The 18,834-nt window shown below is 36.5% G+C and carries 17 protein-coding genes, 1 tRNA gene and 1 other annotated feature; of the genes, 10 read left to right on the top strand and 8 right to left on the bottom strand.

Annotation, left to right across the window (positions count from 1 at the left end):
* Positions 1-225: 225 nt before the first annotated feature.
* Together EKM63_RS10565 and EKM63_RS10570 are read right to left on the bottom strand one after the other, a co-directional pair.
* A tRNA-Thr gene (locus EKM63_RS10565) sits at positions 226-299 on the bottom strand.
* Positions 300-471: 172 nt separating this feature from the next.
* Complete coding sequence (locus EKM63_RS10570) at positions 472-993, bottom strand: HdeD family acid-resistance protein (RefSeq protein ID WP_125706459.1); 522 nt, start codon at positions 991-993, stop codon at positions 472-474.
* 108 nt (positions 994-1,101) lie between these two features.
* Here EKM63_RS10570 and EKM63_RS10575 point away from each other — a divergent pair, with 108 nt between their 5' ends.
* Together EKM63_RS10575 and EKM63_RS10580 are read left to right on the top strand one after the other, a co-directional pair.
* The gene (locus EKM63_RS10575) at positions 1,102-1,776 is read left to right on the top strand and encodes a metal-dependent transcriptional regulator (RefSeq protein WP_125706461.1); all 675 of its coding nucleotides are present in this window, start codon (positions 1,102-1,104) and stop codon (positions 1,774-1,776) included.
* A 211-nt stretch (positions 1,777-1,987) separates the two neighbouring features.
* Positions 1,988-3,757, top strand: coding sequence for an oleate hydratase (locus EKM63_RS10580; RefSeq protein ID WP_125706463.1), 1,770 nt, complete (start codon positions 1,988-1,990; stop codon positions 3,755-3,757).
* A gap of 338 nt (positions 3,758-4,095) precedes the next feature.
* Here the strand turns inward: EKM63_RS10580 and EKM63_RS10585 are convergent, their stop codons facing one another.
* The 4 genes from EKM63_RS10585 to EKM63_RS10600 are packed head-to-tail and all read right to left on the bottom strand — an operon-like array spanning position 4,096 to position 6,842.
* Positions 4,096-4,896 (bottom strand): DUF975 family protein, encoded by an 801-nt coding sequence (locus tag EKM63_RS10585; RefSeq protein ID WP_125706465.1) that lies wholly within the window; start codon positions 4,894-4,896, stop codon positions 4,096-4,098.
* Positions 4,897-4,953: 57 nt separating this feature from the next.
* A complete protein-coding gene (locus tag EKM63_RS10590) occupies positions 4,954-5,880 on the bottom strand; it encodes a DUF4097 family beta strand repeat-containing protein (protein WP_164504960.1) in 927 nt (308 codons plus the stop codon).
* A complete protein-coding gene (locus EKM63_RS10595) occupies positions 5,873-6,535 on the bottom strand; it encodes a DUF1700 domain-containing protein (protein ID WP_125706469.1) in 663 nt (220 codons plus the stop codon). Before EKM63_RS10595 ends, EKM63_RS10590 begins: the two co-directional genes overlap by 8 nt.
* Entirely contained in the window at positions 6,525-6,842 is a 318-nt protein-coding gene (locus tag EKM63_RS10600) for a PadR family transcriptional regulator (protein ID WP_125706471.1), read from the bottom strand. Before EKM63_RS10600 ends, EKM63_RS10595 begins: the two co-directional genes overlap by 11 nt.
* 137 nt (positions 6,843-6,979) lie before the next feature.
* Positions 6,980-7,200: a binding site (T-box leader), on the top strand.
* Between the two features lie 159 nt (positions 7,201-7,359).
* Between EKM63_RS10600 and EKM63_RS10605 the strand changes: the two genes are divergently transcribed.
* The 7 genes from EKM63_RS10605 to EKM63_RS10635 all read left to right on the top strand — a co-directional run bounded on the left by EKM63_RS10605 (position 7,360) and on the right by EKM63_RS10635 (position 15,227).
* A complete protein-coding gene (locus EKM63_RS10605) occupies positions 7,360-8,013 on the top strand; it encodes an amino acid ABC transporter permease (protein WP_125706473.1) in 654 nt (217 codons plus the stop codon).
* An 18-nt stretch (positions 8,014-8,031) separates the two neighbouring features.
* Entirely contained in the window at positions 8,032-8,670 is a 639-nt protein-coding gene (locus EKM63_RS10610; RefSeq protein WP_125706475.1) for an amino acid ABC transporter ATP-binding protein, read from the top strand.
* Between the two features lie 18 nt (positions 8,671-8,688).
* Positions 8,689-9,540, top strand: coding sequence for an amino acid ABC transporter substrate-binding protein (locus EKM63_RS10615; RefSeq protein ID WP_125706477.1), 852 nt, complete (start codon positions 8,689-8,691; stop codon positions 9,538-9,540).
* 376 nt (positions 9,541-9,916) lie between these two features.
* Positions 9,917-10,390, top strand: coding sequence for a nucleoside 2-deoxyribosyltransferase (locus tag EKM63_RS10620; protein WP_153383340.1), 474 nt, complete (start codon positions 9,917-9,919; stop codon positions 10,388-10,390).
* An 18-nt stretch (positions 10,391-10,408) separates the two neighbouring features.
* Positions 10,409-10,957, top strand: a complete 549-nt coding sequence (locus EKM63_RS10625; RefSeq protein ID WP_125706479.1) for a TetR/AcrR family transcriptional regulator — start codon at positions 10,409-10,411, stop codon at positions 10,955-10,957.
* 137 nt (positions 10,958-11,094) lie between these two features.
* Positions 11,095-13,848 carry an efflux RND transporter permease subunit gene (locus EKM63_RS10630; protein WP_225418300.1) on the top strand — a complete coding sequence of 918 codons (2,754 nt, stop codon included), beginning with the start codon at positions 11,095-11,097 and terminating at the stop codon, positions 13,846-13,848.
* Between the two features lie 158 nt (positions 13,849-14,006).
* Complete coding sequence (locus EKM63_RS10635) at positions 14,007-15,227, top strand: MFS transporter (RefSeq protein ID WP_125706483.1); 1,221 nt, start codon at positions 14,007-14,009, stop codon at positions 15,225-15,227.
* 384 nt (positions 15,228-15,611) lie between these two features.
* Here EKM63_RS10635 and EKM63_RS10640 read toward each other — a convergent pair whose 3' ends face one another.
* Positions 15,612-16,031, bottom strand: coding sequence for a CopY/TcrY family copper transport repressor (locus EKM63_RS10640; protein WP_153383334.1), 420 nt, complete (start codon positions 16,029-16,031; stop codon positions 15,612-15,614).
* Positions 16,032-16,162: 131 nt separating this feature from the next.
* On the opposite strand from EKM63_RS10640, the gene EKM63_RS10645 reads away from it, so the two are divergent.
* Positions 16,163-17,338, top strand: coding sequence for a CynX/NimT family MFS transporter (locus EKM63_RS10645; protein ID WP_125706485.1), 1,176 nt, complete (start codon positions 16,163-16,165; stop codon positions 17,336-17,338).
* On the opposite strand, the gene EKM63_RS10650 is transcribed toward EKM63_RS10645, so the two are convergent.
* Entirely contained in the window at positions 17,339-18,571 is a 1,233-nt protein-coding gene (locus tag EKM63_RS10650; protein ID WP_125706487.1) for an MBL fold metallo-hydrolase, read from the bottom strand. It lies immediately after the preceding gene.
* Positions 18,572-18,834: the final 263 nt, after the last annotated feature.

The following is an 18,834-nucleotide window of genomic DNA, read 5'->3' on the forward strand; positions in this document are numbered from 1 at the left end:
CCAAAAAAGATATTCGGTTGGAAATCTACTTTCGAGGTTTTTAAAGAAAAGTGTTCCAGTTGACTTGTAAATTCAAGATACAAAAAAAGTCCTTGAGGGGATCAAGGACTTCCGGATATGTAAGTTTTGAGTTTTTTTAACTCGAATATATTATATTTCTGAATAAGTATTTTCATCATCGAGTTCACTTACGTGTGTCTTACATTAATGTAAGATGAAAAACTAAGCTGTCTATCGGACTTGAACCGACGACCCCCACCTTACCATGGTGATGCTCTACCTAACTGAGCTAAGACAGCATTTCAATGTATATCTTATCAAAAATATTAGCGCTGTAAAACAAAAAGTTCGGAGTCCCGATAAACTCTAGTATTCATTGTAAACACACAATGATTGCTCGCAATTCATTATTGGACTTTAAAGTATATCCATAAAACAAAAAAACAACCTCGCGGTTGTTTTTTGTTTGAATTAAAATGCTTCGATAATTTCGGCGATTCCTGTAGCAATAAAGAAGAATGCCAAAAGAAAGACAATAAAGCCACCAGCTAATACTGGATAAAATAGAAGAATAATGGCAAAAATGAAACTTAAAATTGCCAATACAACAACTAACCAGTAGTAACCTTTTCCGAAGAAGCTATATAGTCGAGCTGTAAAAATTTGGATAATTGAATCGATCAAGAACCAAATCGCGAACATATAAACCAAAACTATTGTTGCTATGTTCAAGTTAAATAGGAATAATATTCCGACAAGAATATTTATTATTGCAGAAAAAATTGTGTATCCACTACCTGTTCCCAAAAATCTATTCAACTGTGTTCCAAACCATAATTCATAAAGTCCTCTAACGATGGCGAAAATACCAACGATCCAAGCAATCCCCTTCAAACTGCTGCCTGGATTTTGCATAATTAAGTATCCGACCCAGATTGAAAAAATACCAACAATCAAGCCTAGCCAGTCAAAACCACGTTTTGTGCTTTGCATAAATAAAATCTCCCTTCCTTCACAATCATTTTACCATTTATTGTTCGTAAAATTGAGTTATAATGAAGTAGCTAAAATAATTTTTAGGTTAAGCGAAAGGTCGAAGATATGTCACCTAATAAGGAAAACTATTTAAAGACAATTTACGAGTTAAATTACGACTTCACTAAAGTTACGAATAAACGTATTTCAGAAATCATGAATGTTTCTGCTCCATCGGTAACTGAAATGCTAAATTCACTTTCAAGTGAAGGCTATTTGACGCACTCTCCTTATAACAAAATCGTTTTAACTGATAAAGGAAACAAGGTTTCTGAACAATTAGTCAGAACACACAGATTATGGGAAGTATTTCTCAACAGTTGCCTAAAATACCCAGTTGATTCAGTTCATAATCATGCCGATATTCTAGAACACCTTTCTGACGACGATTTGGTGGATCATCTAGATGATTTTCTCGGGCATCCTCAACGTTGTCCTCATGGTGGTATCATCCCTGGCAATGGTCAAGGTGAAACAGATGCCGATGATAAGCTGCTTAGCATGATCGATGATGACTCAATTGTACAAATAGTAAGACTTTCTGATAACTATGAATTTCTACAATACTTCAATAGTTTAGGAATTGCCATTGACGATATTATCAAAATCGATAAGCATGAAAAATTCGATAACTCACTAATAATTGAAAAAATTGATGGAACAAAAATCACCATCGGTGCAAAAGCAATAGATTACATATTTGTTGAACCTCGTCCCGAGTCAGCATTCGATAAAAAATAAGTCATTTCTTAAAAATAGGCCCAAATTAAGACAAATCGTCTAGTTTTGGTCTATTTTTTATATCTTTTTTTATCTATATTTTACCTATTTTATATTGTAAAAATTATCACAAAGAACTATATTAAAGGTGTAATCGTTAACAATTCAATATTGTTAGTCAATTATTAACGATAATGTTATTAATTAATGATTAAAAATAGAGGTGTTCTATATGTATAGAAGCAATGGAAATTATGAAGCCTTTGCCAAACCTGTAAAACCTGAAGGCGTCGACAATAAATCTGCTTATATTATTGGTTCCGGACTGGCTGGACTAGCAGCAGCCACGTTCCTAGTTCGTGATGGACAAATGAAAGGTAACAAAATTCATATTTTGGAAGAGCTAGGCTTAGCCGGCGGAAGTATGGATGGAATTTGGAACGAGCAAAAAGGATATATCATCCGTGGTGGTAGAGAAATGGAACCACATTTTGAAACTTTATGGGATCTATTTAGATCCATCCCATCACTAGAAAATCCCGACGTTTCAATTTTGGATGAATTTTACTGGTTGAATAAAAAGGATCCAAGTTTCTCTAAAGGACGTGTAATTCAAGACCGCGGTGTCGAACTACCTACTGAAGGTAAATTGACATTGTCACAGGCCTCCGTTCAAGAAATTCTCGACCTCTGCTTAACACCAGAAGAAGACTTGAATGACAAGAAGATCAACGAAGTATTTTCAAAAGAATTCTTCGATTCCAATTTCTGGTTATATTGGTCAACAATGTTTGCCTTCGAACCATGGGCAAGTGCGATGGAAATGAGACGTTACCTGATGAGATTCGTTCACCATATCGATTCACTCTCAAATCTTTCATCACTACGTTTCACTAAATACAATCAATATGAATCACTGATCAAACCTATCGAAACATTTTTGAAGAACAAAGGTGTTGATTTCCAATACAATACCGAAGTAAAGAATGTCAAAGTAGATACTTCAAATAATTCTAAAGTTGCAACAGACATCGAAATGATTTCTGAGGGCGAAGAAAAAACTATAGATCTGACAGATCAAGATTTAGTCTTCGTAACCAATGGATCAATCACAGAAAGCACAACTTATGGTGACAATAACACTCCAGCACCAGTCGAACATGAATTAGGAGATAGTTGGACATTGTGGGAAAACTTAGCAAAACAAGATCCTGCATTCGGCCATCCTGATAAATTCTGTAAAAACATCCCTGAAGAAAACTGGGTAATATCAGCCACAATTACTTTTAAAGACGATCGTGTAGTTCCATATATCCAAAAAATCAGTAAAAAAGACCCACATAGTGGCTCAATCGTCACAAGTGGACCAGTAAGTATCAAAGATTCAAATTGGCTATATGGTTATTCCATCAGTCGTCAACCACACTTTAAAGCACAAAAACCAAATGAATTAATAGTTTGGGTTTATGGATTATTCTCAGATCAACCCGGCAATTACATCAAGAAGAAGATCACAGAATGTACAGGAATCGAGCTATGTGAAGAATACTTGTACCATATCGGCGTTCCAGAAGATCAAATCAAAGACATCGCCGAAAGTGCAAACACAATACCAGCACACATGCCATATATCACATCATACTTCATGCCAAGAAGTGTTGGAGATCGTCCAAAAGTAGTACCAGAAGGTTCAAAGAACTTAGCATTTATCGGAAACTTCTCAGAAACAGACCGAGATACAGTCTTCACGACCGAATACTCAGTAAGAACCGGAATGGAAGCCGTCTACACACTACTAAACGTAGACCGTGGAGTTCCAGAAGTATTCGATTCATCATTCGATGTCAGAGTATTAATGGATGCCCTCTACTACTTGAATGACAAGAAGAAGATCACAGACATTAAACTACCATTTGGAGAAAGAATGGTAGCTAAAAAAGGACTAGAAAAAATCAAAGGAACATATGTAGAACAATTACTAAAGAACGCAAAATTACTATAGAGTAAAGAATTCCTCCCAAAATTCACTCAAATAAATAAGGTCGAGAGCAGAAAACCAGCTCTCGACCTTATTTTTTTCTATAAAAAAGTAATTCTCAATCACAATATAATCGCCTTTAGTGTTTATAACCCAAACAGAATGATGATAGTTCATCTATCTAGGTGGAGAAGAAAAAATGATTTTTGCCTCAGTGGTGACATTGTTGTTAGTGTGCGAAGTACACTTACAACAAGACTCAGCTTTAAGATGATTGCGTGATTTTCGCAATTAGCTCAAAGTGAGTCCACCACGTTCCAGGCAAAAAAATCATTTTTTCTTCGTAACCGGCAGTAAAAAGCTTACTTAATCAAATCACCCTTCTGTTCAGCCACCTTCTTATAAAAAACAGACATGGTAGCTTGTTCATAAGGATGAAGAATAATCGACAAAATCTCATGAGTCAACAAATTCAAAATTTCCCATAGGAAAAACTCAATACAGATCAAAAGCAAAGTCCATTTGTAACCTCTCATCATGTTGGCACTACGGGCAAAAGTAGTAAATACACCCCTAAATCCAACATGATCAGCGCGAACCGAAACATCTTTATAGATAAAGAAACTTTGACCAAACATCAAGAAGAACCAGATACCAGGAATCAAGTAAATGCCCAAACCAGCTTCAACAATAACGTTGAATAGGATTCCTAAGAATAAAATTGGGAAGAAATACTTACCAGAGAAAATCTGAAAACTGTCTCTGATAGTTCTGATCTCATAAGTATCATCTCTAGCCTTATCTAGCATTGAAAATGCAATACCAGCGCAGATAAGGAAGAAGAAAAATCCTGCAGCAAATATCAAAATACTTGTTTGAGGTGTCATTGAGAAAGCATACTTGGATGCTGAACTCGGATTGCTGACCATTTCTTGTGAGATGGCAGTCAACTTTCGACTAGCTTCTTGCGGGTTAGATAGACTCACGCCTAAGTTTCCTAACCAAGCAGAATACATTTTCACTAAGAAGAACATCCCTATGATTCTCATCAAAATAGGAATTATATTTAATACAACCATTTCTTTAAAATTCTTACGGAACAGTTGGCGAGCTTCACGAGTTACCTGAGAAGCAGGAATTCGTTGGTAATTAGCATTATTCATTAATAAAATCCCTCCACAATAACGCCATTATAACAAACCTGAAGTTATCACACTAGATTACTTAATAACAATTTTACCTTGTGTGCTGCTGACACGTAACAGGTTACCGGCATCGGGATTATTTTGGAAACTACGTTCATTTTTCTTTGAATCGAGATATTCAATCTCTCCGTTTTTAGTTGAAAGATCTAATCCGTCAGTATTTACCTCTTCCGCTTCAAATTGTCCTTGTTCCAGATCAAAACCATTTATTCCATGAATTTGAGATTCTTCCAACTCAACTCGACCTTGTGACATAGAAATTGTATTGTTTTCCAGAACTGAATCTTCGATATCTAAGTACCCTTGATGTAAATCAAGTTTGCTATTACTAATAGTTGATTTAATAAAATTAATGTCTGTTGATGAGTCTGTTAACATCTTCAAATTATTTAAATGACTCTTATTGATCCAAAGACGAGCATGATTTAAGTTGACCTCGGCAGAATCTGTAACTTTTACTGAATTCAACGCAAGTAAACCAATGTCATCATCATTTGAATGTACCTTCAAATTTTTGGTATCTATGTGAACTAATCTGGCATTACTGTCTCCCATGGTCAAATCAACGTTCTCCAGTTGAGTTCCCTTGGGAATCGTAACTACGATTTTATGATTAGATGAAACACCCACGTGCCCACTATCGAGGTATTTTTCACTTACGACTAAGGTGTCATCTTTAATTTTATATTCGCCTTTAGAAAACTGATCGCCGACAACCTGTACCTGGAATTTATCTCCAGATTTTACTTTTATATTACTGATTTCAGTATCAGCTTCGATTTTTGAAAACTTACCTACGGATTTTGTAGTATCAACTGATTTTGAAACTTGAAATCCGTGATGCCAGACAACTGTCTTGCTGGCTCCCATCATATGGCCACCGACAGCCAGGACAACTCCGATAATCAATAAATATAATCCGGTAACTAGATATTTACGCATTATCATCAGCTCCCTTCATCTTTGTATTTCTTCCATGTAATAATTTCTTACCGACCCAACGGAAGAACATTACTAACACATCAAAGCACCACTTCAAGAATGAAATTATTAGTGGAATAAAGATGAAGTCTGCACCGATAATTGCAATACCTACTCCAATATAGAAAATCGACGTCGCCGCTGATTGGAATATTATGGCAATTCCCATTACCACTGAACCGATACCTAGAATCACTGAAAGTGCTACTAAGAAAACAAAAAGCAAGACAAAGAAAATTGCTAAACCTGCAGCAAGCAATACCAAAAGAATCAAAATTAAGGCAACTGGAATCGCAACTGGTGTTGCTAATAGTGCCAAGATTATGACACCGATCATCCCGATATTCCTCTTTGCTTTATCATTACCAGACATTTTTCCATTATCCAGATGTTTGTAATCGTCTTCCGACATCTTAATAGAATAGTCTGCCAAAACTTTACGAGCCAATTTCTTCGGAGTACCTAGCTCGTTGGTAATTTCATTTGTCGTATTCAAATGGGCGTCAATGATATATTCACGATAAAATTCCAAAACATCATCGCGTTCTGCACTATCTAATTGCTTCAAATAGCCAGAAAACTCATTAATGTACGAATCAATTGCATTAGTTTCCATTATTCCCCTCCAAAATTTTGTCTGTTACTTCTTTTAATTGTTGCCAATCAGCACGAATATTTGCTAATTGAGTTAAACCCTCTTCGGTAATTTTGTAATAACGTCGATTACGACCTTCGTATGCCTGATCATATGTCGTCAACCAACCTTCTTTTTTTAACCTTCGAAGAATCGGATACATTGTCGATTCAGAAATGGGAAAACTCTTCTGCATTTCTTTAGTGATCGTATATCCGTAATAATCTTCTCGAGTCAATAATGCTAAAACTGAGCCTTCAAGAATCTCAGTTGATGCTTGAATTGCCATATTATCTCCTCATTTCTTAATACTATACGACGTATAATATCATCACGACCACAATATACGGGATAATATAACTAATGTCAATACACCTTGACAACTTTCCCAATAGGTCGTACTATTATTGCAACATTCAAACAAGTATAAAAACGATGACAGAAGAGTAGCTGATCAATCTGGTTCAGAGAGTTGACGTTGGTGCGAGTCAATCCAGTCCTCAGTGAAACACATCTGTAAGTTGAACAACTGAAGTAAGTAAGTTGTTTCGGTAGTTCCGTTATCACAGAAGTTAATGTAACTTCATGAGCCTGATGTCGTGAGATGTTAGGAAGCCAGAGGTGGTACCGCGATAATCGCCCTCTTAGTCTTTTTGGACTAGGGGGCTTTTTTATTTGGTACAAACATTAACTTAGTAAGGTCAGCAATGTGAGTTGTTGACAATTATGAGGTGGTACCGCGTCAGTCGCCCTCTTGGTTCAATGAACTAGGAGGGCTTTTTTTATACTTATAAGGGGGATAAATTATGTTGCACTACATATCTGAAATATTACCTTCACTATTAAGTGGAACTGTTATGACATTGAAAGTCTTCTTTTGGACTTTAGTAGCATCGCTTCCACTAGGAATTTTGGTTTCTTTAGGTAGAAACTCGAAATTCAAACCGTTGAGCTGGATCCTTTCGTTTTATATTTGGGTAATGAGAGGAACTCCGTTGTTGCTTCAACTAATATTCGTGTTCTATGGGCTTCCTAATATGCCATTCTTCCATATTGTTTTTGAAAGATATGATGCTGCACTATTCGCATTTATCCTCAACTACACTGCCTACTTTGCAGAAATATTCCGTGGTGGATTTGGAGCAATCGGCAAAGGACAATTTGAAGGTGCTCAAGTTCTAGGATTGAATTACTGGCAAACGATCCGAAAAATCGTTGTCCCTCAAGTTGTTAAAATTGTTCTACCATCAATCGGTAATGAAGTTATCAATTTGATCAAGGACTCATCATTAGTTTACGTAATCGGATTAGGTGACTTGTTGCGTGCCGGAAATATTGCCAGCTCACGTGATGTTACCCTACTACCACTCGTATTAGTCGGTGTTATCTACCTATTATTAACACTCGTATGTACGTGGGCATTGAAATATTTGGAAAAGCACTACAGTTATTACCGCTAAAAATCAGGAGGAATGAATATGCTTAAACTTGAAAACATTACAAAAAGTTTTAATGGTACGACTATTCTTAACAACCTAAGTTTGGAAGTTAAAGACAATGCCATTTTGAGTATCGTCGGACCATCTGGTGCCGGTAAGACTACTTTGCTTCGTAGTATTGCCGGATTAGATAGAGTTGATTCTGGGAAATTTATCCTCGATGACAAACCTTTTGATCCTGCAGAGGCTTCAGATACAGAGAGAATAATTGGAGTCGTCTTTCAGGATTTCAACTTATTCCCACATTTGACCGTCATGGAAAATGTAACTTTGGCTCCCACAATGGTTTTGAAACAAAGCAAACAACAAGCAACTGATAATGCTAAAAAATTACTCGAACAACTCGAATTGTCATCTCATGCTGACCAATATCCATTTGAATTATCCGGTGGACAAAAACAACGTGTAGCGATTGCCAGAGCTTTGGCAATGCAACCAAAAATACTTTGTTACGACGAACCAACATCAGCGCTTGATCCTAGTTTGAGAGATGCTGTTGCTGATTTGATACTTGGTTTGAAGAAAACTGGTATCACACAAATCGTAGTTACCCATGATCCTGATTTTGCCAAGAAAATCTCGGATCAATTACTGGAAGTTAAACCAATAAACAAATAGGTAAAGGGAGATAATATTATGAAGAAAAAATTAATAGCTATCATCGCCCTTTTAGCTTGTTTCTCATTGATTCTAACTAGTTGTGGTGATAAAAAATCTGTCGCCAAAGAAGCCGATACTGCTGATACTTGGTCTACTATTCAAAAACGTGGACGTGTGATCATCGGTTTAGATGATACTTTCGTACCTATGGGATTCCGTCAGAAAGATGGTAATTTAGTCGGCTTCGATATTGATCTAGCCAAGGCAGTGTTCAAGGAGTACGGCATCAAAGCTGATTTCCAGCCTATCGACTGGAATATGAAAGAGACCGAACTTCGTAATCGAACGATCGACTTGATCTGGAATGGATACACGATCACTCCTGAACGTTTGGATCAAATAGCTTTCTCAAGACCCTACCTTGCCAACAGACAAGTATTAGTCACAAAAAAAGCTGACGATATCACTAGTTTTGCCAAAATGAAGGGTAAAACTCTTGGCGTTCAAACCAGCTCGTCCGGTGCCAGTTTGCTTGATGAACACCCTAAGATGCTGAAAGACTACATTAAAAATAGAGCACCGGTTTTCTATGATTCTTTCAACAATGCTTTGATGGATCTTGATGCCAAACGTATCCAAGGATTATTGATCGACAGTGTCTACGCTAATTACTACATCCAACACGAAAAGGACCCAGCATCTTATCGTGTTATGGATGGTGGATTTACCGGTGAAGATTTTGCTGTGGGTATGCGTAAAGGTGACAAAACACTAAAGCGTAAAATTGATGCAGCCATGAAAAAACTATCTGATGATGGTGAATTACAAAAGATAAATTATAAATGGTTTGGTACCGATAAAAATAATATGGTCAAGCCAAACAAATAGACAAAAAAAGAGACAATATCCCTGAATGGATATTGTCTCTTTAAATTTGAATCCCAGACCCAACGATTTCTGAAATTCTACGCAGTTTTCATTAAAGTACAAACAAAAGCACTGCAAATATCATACCTAAAATTGCTAAATAATTCATTTTTTGTTTCTTTTTATGATCTCTATGTTTGATGCAAACCGTTCCACTTTTGTCTACCATTCCTACGACCTCCGTTGCTCAATATTAGTTATAGCACGGTATAAAACGAATTCCCAGTGATTTTAAACGATTTAACTAGACAAAAATGTCCCTGTAACATTCTGTTAACATTACCAACTTTTCAATCTTTTGCGTATAATGAAAGTTGAAGTGAAAAGGAGAAAAATCATGATCAAACAAAACCGTGTTTATTTGGCTGGTCCATTTTTTAGTGACCAACAAACTAAGCGATTGGATGATTTGCAGGACCTTTTAAAACAAAATAGAACAATCGGTGATATTTTCCGCCCTGCAAGTGAAGATTACACAGCTGCCGAAATAGGTACATTTGAATGGCAAACTGCTGTGTTTAAACATGACATCAATAATATTAATGTGTCCGATGTTGTTGTAGCAATGCTAGACTATAAGTTAGAAGACAACGAGCCGGAGCCTGATTCAGGAACTGTCTGGGAATGCGGATATGCATTTGCCCACAACATTCCAGTAATCGCAGTAAGAGAACAAGCTGACTTACCACTTAATTTAATGTTGGCAGGTAGCTTGACTGCATTCTTTAATGGAAAAGATAATATCAAAAAAATTAAAGATTATGACTTCAATAGTTTGATGACGCGATACGAGGACGTCAAAGTATTCTAATATTATAGGAGGAATATTATGTCACAAGTAACTGAAAGAACCGAAAAAGCCATAATTACGGCAATGATTTCGCTTTTAGAGAAAAAGCCTTTTGACAAAATAACGGTCGGTGATATTTGTAAGGAATCGCAAATCAATCACAGTACCTTCTACCGCTACTTTAATGATAAGTTTGCGTTATTACATGCCGTTTTTGCTTTCCTACTAGATGACTTGATTATTAATAGTAACTCGACTGAAACTATCGTTACCCAAATAGCCGATTTCATCGGTAAAAACAATGATTTCATGCGACACGTTTCACCACAATATCAAACGAAAGCAAACCTATATCCAGAATTTCGTTTGATTCTTAAAGATATTATTAAGAGAAAATATGAAAACACTGAAAGTCCAGATGATCCATTGATAACAATGATAAGTGATTCTGAAACACCAGAGCTAATGATAAGCTTTATCGTTGGTGCCCTAGTAGGTGTGGTTGAATACTTAGTCGACAATGACTTCAAAGTTCCAAAGGATGAATTTACGAAATTCACAGAGGATCTTTTCAGAAAATGGTCTTAAAAAAAGAACAAATTACGGTAGTTGTCTCATTTTGAGATTACTGCCTTTTTTTGTGCCTTATTTATGAAATAAAAAATGGTACACTATTCATCATGAGATATTGAAGGGAATGAATTTTAATGGAGAAGTTTTTTAATATGCTCAGTAATAGCATCCACAAACACGCTAAAATGTGGATAACTATTATTGCAGCAATCACCATAATTCTTGCATTTGGACTACCGAGGATCCAAATGAAGTTTAGTAACGATGTCTTTGTCAGCCCAAGTACTAAGGCCTTCAAAGATACTGCTACTTACCAAAAGAATTTCGGTGGTGATGCCGTTTACGTCATGGTATCAGGCAAACAAGATGACGTATTATCACAAAAGAACATGAGAAAGCTTGTTAAGTTAGATAAAAAACTTGATAAGATGGACAATGTTCGTAGCACAACTAATGTAGTGAACTTATTAAATGATGAACTTAGTCAATTGGCTAAAAACCCATCATCTGCATCAAATGCTTCAGGTTTAAACTTGAAATTAACACCTAAAGCAGAAAAGGATTTGATGGCAAACTTAAGTAACTCTGATAAGAGCAAACTTATGTCACAAGTTCAAACAGGTTTAACAACAGAACAGCAAGCACAAGTTCAAACTTATGTTACTGGAACTGTTTTAACTGACGCACAAAAGCAACAAGTTGCCGCTGCTCAACAAGAAGCTCAAGCAAAAATTGCTCAGCTTCCTGCCGCTGCTCAACAAGCTGCCGCTGCTCAGATGAAGAGTCAACAAGCATCTACTCTAATGGGTATGTTGACACCTGAACAAACTCAACAAGTTCAAGGTTACTCTTTGACATTGTTGAATGATCAACAGAAACAAGCATTAACTGCTTCTGTTTTACCAATGTTACCTAAGGTTCAAAATATGTCTACAGCATTATTGCGTGACATCTTATTGAGTGACAATGGTAAAGTTCCATCAGCTATCAAACAATTACTACCTAAGAATGGTAAACACGCTGTAGTACAAATCAACACTAAGAGTACTACTGATATGAACACCAACGTTAAATTGATGAACGATGTCCATAAAGCAGTTGACCAAGCTGGATTCGGTAGCAACGTTAAAGTAAGAACTGCTGGTAACCCTGTAGTTATCGGACAAGTTAAGAATGTTGTTATTCAAAACATGGCTGTCATGGTTGTTATCGCTGTAATCATCATGATCATCATCCTTGCTTTGATCTTCCCTGTAAGAAGAAGAATCCTACCATTGGCCTTCGTCCTAATTGGTATGATTTGGACATTCGGTGCCATGGGTTGGTTTAACCTACCTATCACACTTGCTACGATGGCTACATTGCCAATTATCATTGGTCTTGGTACTGACTTCGGTGTTCAGTTCCAGAATCGATATGAAGAGCAGTATAGGCAAACTGAAGAGTCAGAGAAATCAATCAAACTTGCAGTTGCAAAAATGGGACCAGCTGTTGGTATTGCCGTTATTGTTATGATCTTTAGTTTCTTAACTATGTTCATTTCAAAAGCACCTATGATGCAACAATTCGGTATCACACTTGCACTTGGTGTATTCTGTGCATACATTGTTGAATTCTTTATGATGTTCAGTACATTCACATTGATCGACAAGTCAGACAAAGCTCGTACTAAGTTCCTTGCTAAAAACAAAGCAAGAAAAGCTAAGAACAATGGTTCTGACACAACACGTCTACAAAGATGGCTTGCAAGTTATGCTCGTTTCATTACTAAACATGCCGTTTGGGTCTTCATTATTGCTGTCGTTCTAGCTGCATTTGGTTTCGCAGTAGAACGTAACATCAATACTGAAACTGATGTTTTGAAGTTGATTCCTCAGGATATGAGTGAATTACAAAATACTAAGTATCTTCAAAAGCAAGTTGGATCAACTGTTTATATTGATTATCTAGTTAAGGGCGATGACGTCCGTGACAAGCAAACTGTTAAGAGAATCGATAAGATGGGACAACAAGAAAAAGATAAGTATAAAGATATTACTGGTGTAACTAGTGTATCTTCAACTTACAAACAACTTGGTGGAGATCTAAATACTAACCAATCAACTATTGATACTGGTATTAAGAATATTCCTAAGTCTTTGAAACAAACAATGGTCAGTGACAACAATAAATATGCCACTATCCAATTTAAAGTTAACCAACATCTATCAACTAAAGATCAACAAAAATTGATGGATAAGATTTCCGATGATATCGGTGGTACACATCATGGATTAAGTGTTAACCCTGCTGGATTAACAGTTATGATGCTTATCGGTGTTGACAACGTTACATCAAACCATAACTTGATCATGTTTGCAGGTCTAGCAATCATATTTATCGTATTGCTACTTGTATATCGTGAATTCCGTTTGGCTCTATACCCTGTCTTCCCAATCTTGGTTGTTCTTGGTCTATCACCATTAACACTTTGGTTAACAGGTACTTCTTACAACCCAGTTACAATTGCCTTGAGTTCATTAGTTCTTGGTATTGGTACTGAGTTCACTATCTTGATTCTAGAGAGATATCGTGAGGAACGACTGAACAATGTTACAAGGGAGCAAGCTATTATTGATGCTGTCTCCCACGTTGGACAAGCTATTACCGTTTCTGGATTGACGGTTATCGGTGGTTTCTCAGCTATCATCTTCTCAAGTTTCCCAGCCCTTAGATCATTCGGTATGATAACAGTGCTTGATACAGCTTATTCACTTATCAGTGCATTGACAGTCTTACCAGCTATCATCTTCTTATTTAGAAATAGAAAAGAAGATAAGCAACTTGCTGCAGCTAATGCCGCAAAAGCAAATGGCAAAGATGACAAAGATGCTGACGATTCAAAGGAAAAAGATACAGATAAATAATTAAAATTAAATTTTAGGCCTTCAGGATCAAACTCCTGAAGGCCTTTTTGTATCTTATTGGGACATAACTCGTGTTGATGGAACTTTTTTTATGTGATACGCTACATGTTAAGCAAAATAAAGAACGCCCGTGAGCGTTCATTTTGGAGGAAAATTGAATGAAATTAGCATCTAATAACACGCAATCAAACCATCTAGATAGCTACCAGACAAAAGTGGTTGCTTCCACAACAGCAGGTTTTGGATTAGAGAATATGGACGTCATGTTTTTATCTTTCGCCCTATCTTCAATAATCGCTGAACTTAACTTGAGTGGAGCACAAGCCGGGTTGATCTCAACCATTACAAATGTCGGTATGTTATTAGGTGGTATTTTTTTTGGAATTTTAGCCGATAGGATTGGTCGTATCAAATCATTTACCTACACTATTTTTATCTTCGCCATCGCGACCAGTGCAATGTTCTTTGCCCACAATCTGACGACTATCTATATATGTAGATTCTTAGCGGGTATCGGAGCTGGTGGTGAATATGGCATCGGTATGACAGTTCTTGCCGAAAGTTTTCCTAAGAATAAACTGGGAAGAATATCGTCTTGGGTCGGAATGGCAGGACAAGGTGGTGCCATTGTAGCAACCGTATTGGCCGCATTGATCATTCCCAGTTTTGGATGGCACGCCCTCTTTCTTTTCGGTATCATCCCTGTTCTGATCACTTTCTTCATTCGTAGACACCTTAAAGAGAGTGATACATTCATCAAATCCTCCAAAGTGAAACATGGAAGCGTCAAAGAATTATTTGCCACACCTAAAATTGGCTACCAAACAGTAGCTCTAATGATAATGGCAATCGTTCAAATCGCAGGATATTTTGGATTAATGAATTGGTTGCCAACGATCATGCAAAAACAACTTAACCTACAAGTTTCCAGCTCAATTTGGATGATCGCAACAATATTAGGAATGTGTGTGGGTATGTTGACATTCGGTTGGATACTAGACAACCTTGGACCACGATTAGCTTTCGGAATCTTTTTAGTAGCATCAGCAGTCGGCGTATTCGTCTTAACATTACCCACAAACATGATTTCATTAATTATAGTCGGAGCAGTAGTCGGTTACTTCTCCAACGGAATGTTTGCCGGATATGGAGCCGTAGTGAGTCGACTATATCCAACAGAAATACGTGCTACAGCCAATAACGTAATCATGAACACTGGCCGTTGCATCGGAGGATTCTCCAGTTTAGCGATTGGCTGGATACTAGATAACTATAATGTAATGGCAGTAATGATATTCATTTCTACACTGTATGTAATCAGCTTTGTAGTAATGTTGACAATTACTAATTTAAAAGCAAGAAATTATCACCAAGCATAAGATGATTGTTAGTTGTTAAAAATAAAAATTTAAACCCCTTATCGAATCCTAACGATAAGGGGCTTTTGAATGTTTAGATATTATTAGAAAATAATTCCGTTATAATCGGCAGATAATTTACCATTACAGGACCTAGCGTTTCACAACTTAAATTAAATCATACTGATGACCTAGTCGTAGGAGCTGAGAAATATTCGAAGGCAGTGAAAGTGGCGTTATGGCTTTAGCCATTACACCACCGGACGAGTTTGAAGACTTACCGAACCGTGGTAAGGCTTCAAACCGAGGACCGAGACCGTACTTCAGGCTCGGTCCGTTCCGCACAGCCGGAAATATTTCTCAGCTCCGAAGACGGAATCCTAAACTAACACAGCATATTTCCATCTAGCAATCACATTTCCCAGGTATACAATTACACTCAATATCTTCCACTGGCACCTTTTTATTCAACGCCGATTGAATTTTATCAATATCATCTTGAGTCAGTTCCGATTCATCAATCAAATTAGTTATAGCTGATCCAACTTTCCGAGCACAAACCTGATTAAAAAACTTCTGCGAAGCCAAATCAATAGTTTCATTTTCAGCAATGTTGGCAGTGTAAATAAACTTATTCCCATCTTTATGAGCTTCAATAATTTTCTTGTCCGTCAGCCGTCTCAATAAAGTTTTTATAGTGGCAGGTTTCCAGTCCATTGACTCACCTAAAACATTGGTCAGTTCGCGGGAAGTAGCTGTATCCAAAGTCCAAATAACACGCATAATTCGCCATTCTGCATCCGTTATATTAAGTTCTTTATCCAAAATTACCACTCTACCTTGTGTTTCAATATTATATTTAGTCTAGCTGAAATTATTAAAACTGCAAGTGAATCCTTTAGAGTCATCTTGATTTGAATTATACTGGTAGTACTGACTATTTGGGGGATATAGCATTGAAAAACAACAATCAAAAGTGGTTTATCTTTAGTATGATGTTGATTGCTGCAAATTTGCGTTTGCCGATCACCATTATTCCACCACTGCTTCACACGATCGAAAAGTACCTCAATATTCCCAACGCACTTATGGGTCTAATTACTTCAATACCATTAGTTGCCTTCGCAATTTTTTCTCCAATTATTGTTAAAATTGCTAAAAAGATTGGTAACGAACTAACTGTATTTTTGTTCTTTATTTTACTTATTTCAGGTAGTTATCTGAGAATAATCCCAGCTATTTGGGCACTATTCTTCGGTACAATACTTGTCGGAATCGGAATTGATAGTGGTAACGTGCTTGTACCTGCCATGATCAAAGACAGATTACCGACAAAAATACCTATGGGAACGGCATTATATACAATGTCCATGCTCCTCATTGGAGCAATCGGAACAGCTCTTTCTGGTATATTCATTTCAAAAATCAGTTTAGGTTCAACCTTAGCTATTTTGTCTGCATTAAGTATCATTGCACTAATATTTTGGATACCTAATCTTAAATCTAATTCTCGAGAAAAATCTAACAAAAAAGAAGAGATTCCCAATTATAAAACTGTTTGGAAGCAACCTGTCGGTTGGTTCATTACATTATATTTTGGTCTACAGGCTTTAGTTTACTATTCACTAATAACGTGGTTACCTTCAATTTTGGAAAGTCACGGTGTCTCAACCATGACTGCCAGCAATACTTTGACTGTTTTACAAATTAGCGGTTTACCCTGTTCATTCATTGTTCCTTTGATGGCCTCAAAGAAAAACGGACGAATTTTCCTCAATACATTTCTAATTATTGGCTACGTCTTAGGACCACTGACTTTTTTGATGGATATTACTAATACATCCACGCTAATGATCACTTCTATTCTGATTGGTTTCGGTTCCGGTATTGCCTTCAATGAAGCCATTTACTACTTCACTAACAAGACTACGAACCCTTACCAAACTGCTGAAATATCAGGAATGGCACAATCTTCAGGATATCTGTTAGCAGCTATTGGACCTGTTTTCTTTGGATTCATAAAGGGACTCCTAAACTCTTGGAGTTCAGTTTTAATACTAATGGCCCTTTTCTCAGTTTTATTAGTGACTTCAGGAATTATCATCAACAACCACGCTTCAATCAAAGAATAATCAGTATTCGATTACTTCTTTCTCTTTAGGCAATGTCAATTCCGTGTCTAAATCTTTCATAGCTTGGATCGCCAATTCAGGATGATATGAATGCCAGGGAATTGTTTTCTGCGCATTGACAGCATCAGTTAGGAACACTAGGTCTTTTTTACCAGCATGTCCACTAGCTGAAAAATCAATATATTGAAACTTGGTATTAAAAAGGAACTCTCTTAAAAATTGATAATCCTGATCATAACTGATTTGAGGGAAACCATTACTATGTAAGTATATTCCTGCTTTCAGGTTAACTAATAAGTGCAGGTTATTAAAACTATTTTGTAAAACAAACTTATTCTGATATTCTCTAATTTCATCCAACTGGACACTTTTCATATTTTTGGAAAGTGTCTTTTTGTCTGGAATAGATTCTTTCAGTACATATAATTTTAAATCTGGATAAAATTTGGTAACGACATTGGCAAACTCATATTCCAAGACCATCTTTCGATCGTAGTGGATCATCTTCAGACAAAGTTTAGCCAAACGTTCAACATTAAAGGGATTAATATTTATAACGATCAAATCTCGTCTTTGTTTGACTAAGTCGATAAATTGAACACGCAAGTCGTTCTCATCTGTAGCAAATAATTTACATTTATTGGAAAAACTATAAGCCGTTGCATCAAGCATGAATAGATCCAAGTTAACTTTCTTAAACTTTCGGATCCACTTGTATACCAAGTCCTTGTTTGGACCATTCAATCGAACATCTCCGGAGATACCAAAGTTGCGGATCCCATCACTTATCAACAAGGATTGGCTTCCCATTGTGTCACAATCACTGGGATAACCCTTAACTTCCAAATCTCCTACAATTAAATCATGTGGCAATACTTTGAAATTATTGCATATTGGTTGGATCAATTGATTTTCGATCAAAGCCCTGTATAACTTATATCCTTCAGCCGAAATGTAAATCGGTATATCAGACTTTAAATATATGGCAGCATTAATATTATCGAAATTAACGTGAGTAACGACGATTGCTTGGTTATCCTTGGCTGGTGCCGAATCAGAAAATAGATCCGGAAAATCCGGCAAAATGTGTCTTGAAATCAGTGAATTGGCTGAACCAGCAGTATAGCCCCCGACCATTCCAAAATCCGTAATGATTCTGGAACTATCAGTTGCAATCTCAACAATATTTCCTTCGATACTTCTTATGCCATTCAAAAATCTAACTGTCGTCATTGGTTTCTCCGGTTAAGATGTTATCATTCGTGTTATTAAAGGTTTTAAGGCTCACATGTATATAAATTGACTATTCAGCTCATTTTCACGAACCATTTTAGTCAACATAAGTATTTAATATGTATTATGGAGAAAGAAGACATCAAAAGCAATGATTTTAAATTCAATATGAATATATAAAACCGCAAATAAACAGACTAACATTAATGAGGAATCATGATTCGACGGAATCGTGATTCCTCATTTTGCTTTTACTAGTAAGA

Origin of the sequence: Companilactobacillus mishanensis (assembly GCF_003946505.1) — a bacterium.
Lineage (GTDB): Bacteria > Bacillota > Bacilli > Lactobacillales > Lactobacillaceae > Companilactobacillus > Companilactobacillus mishanensis.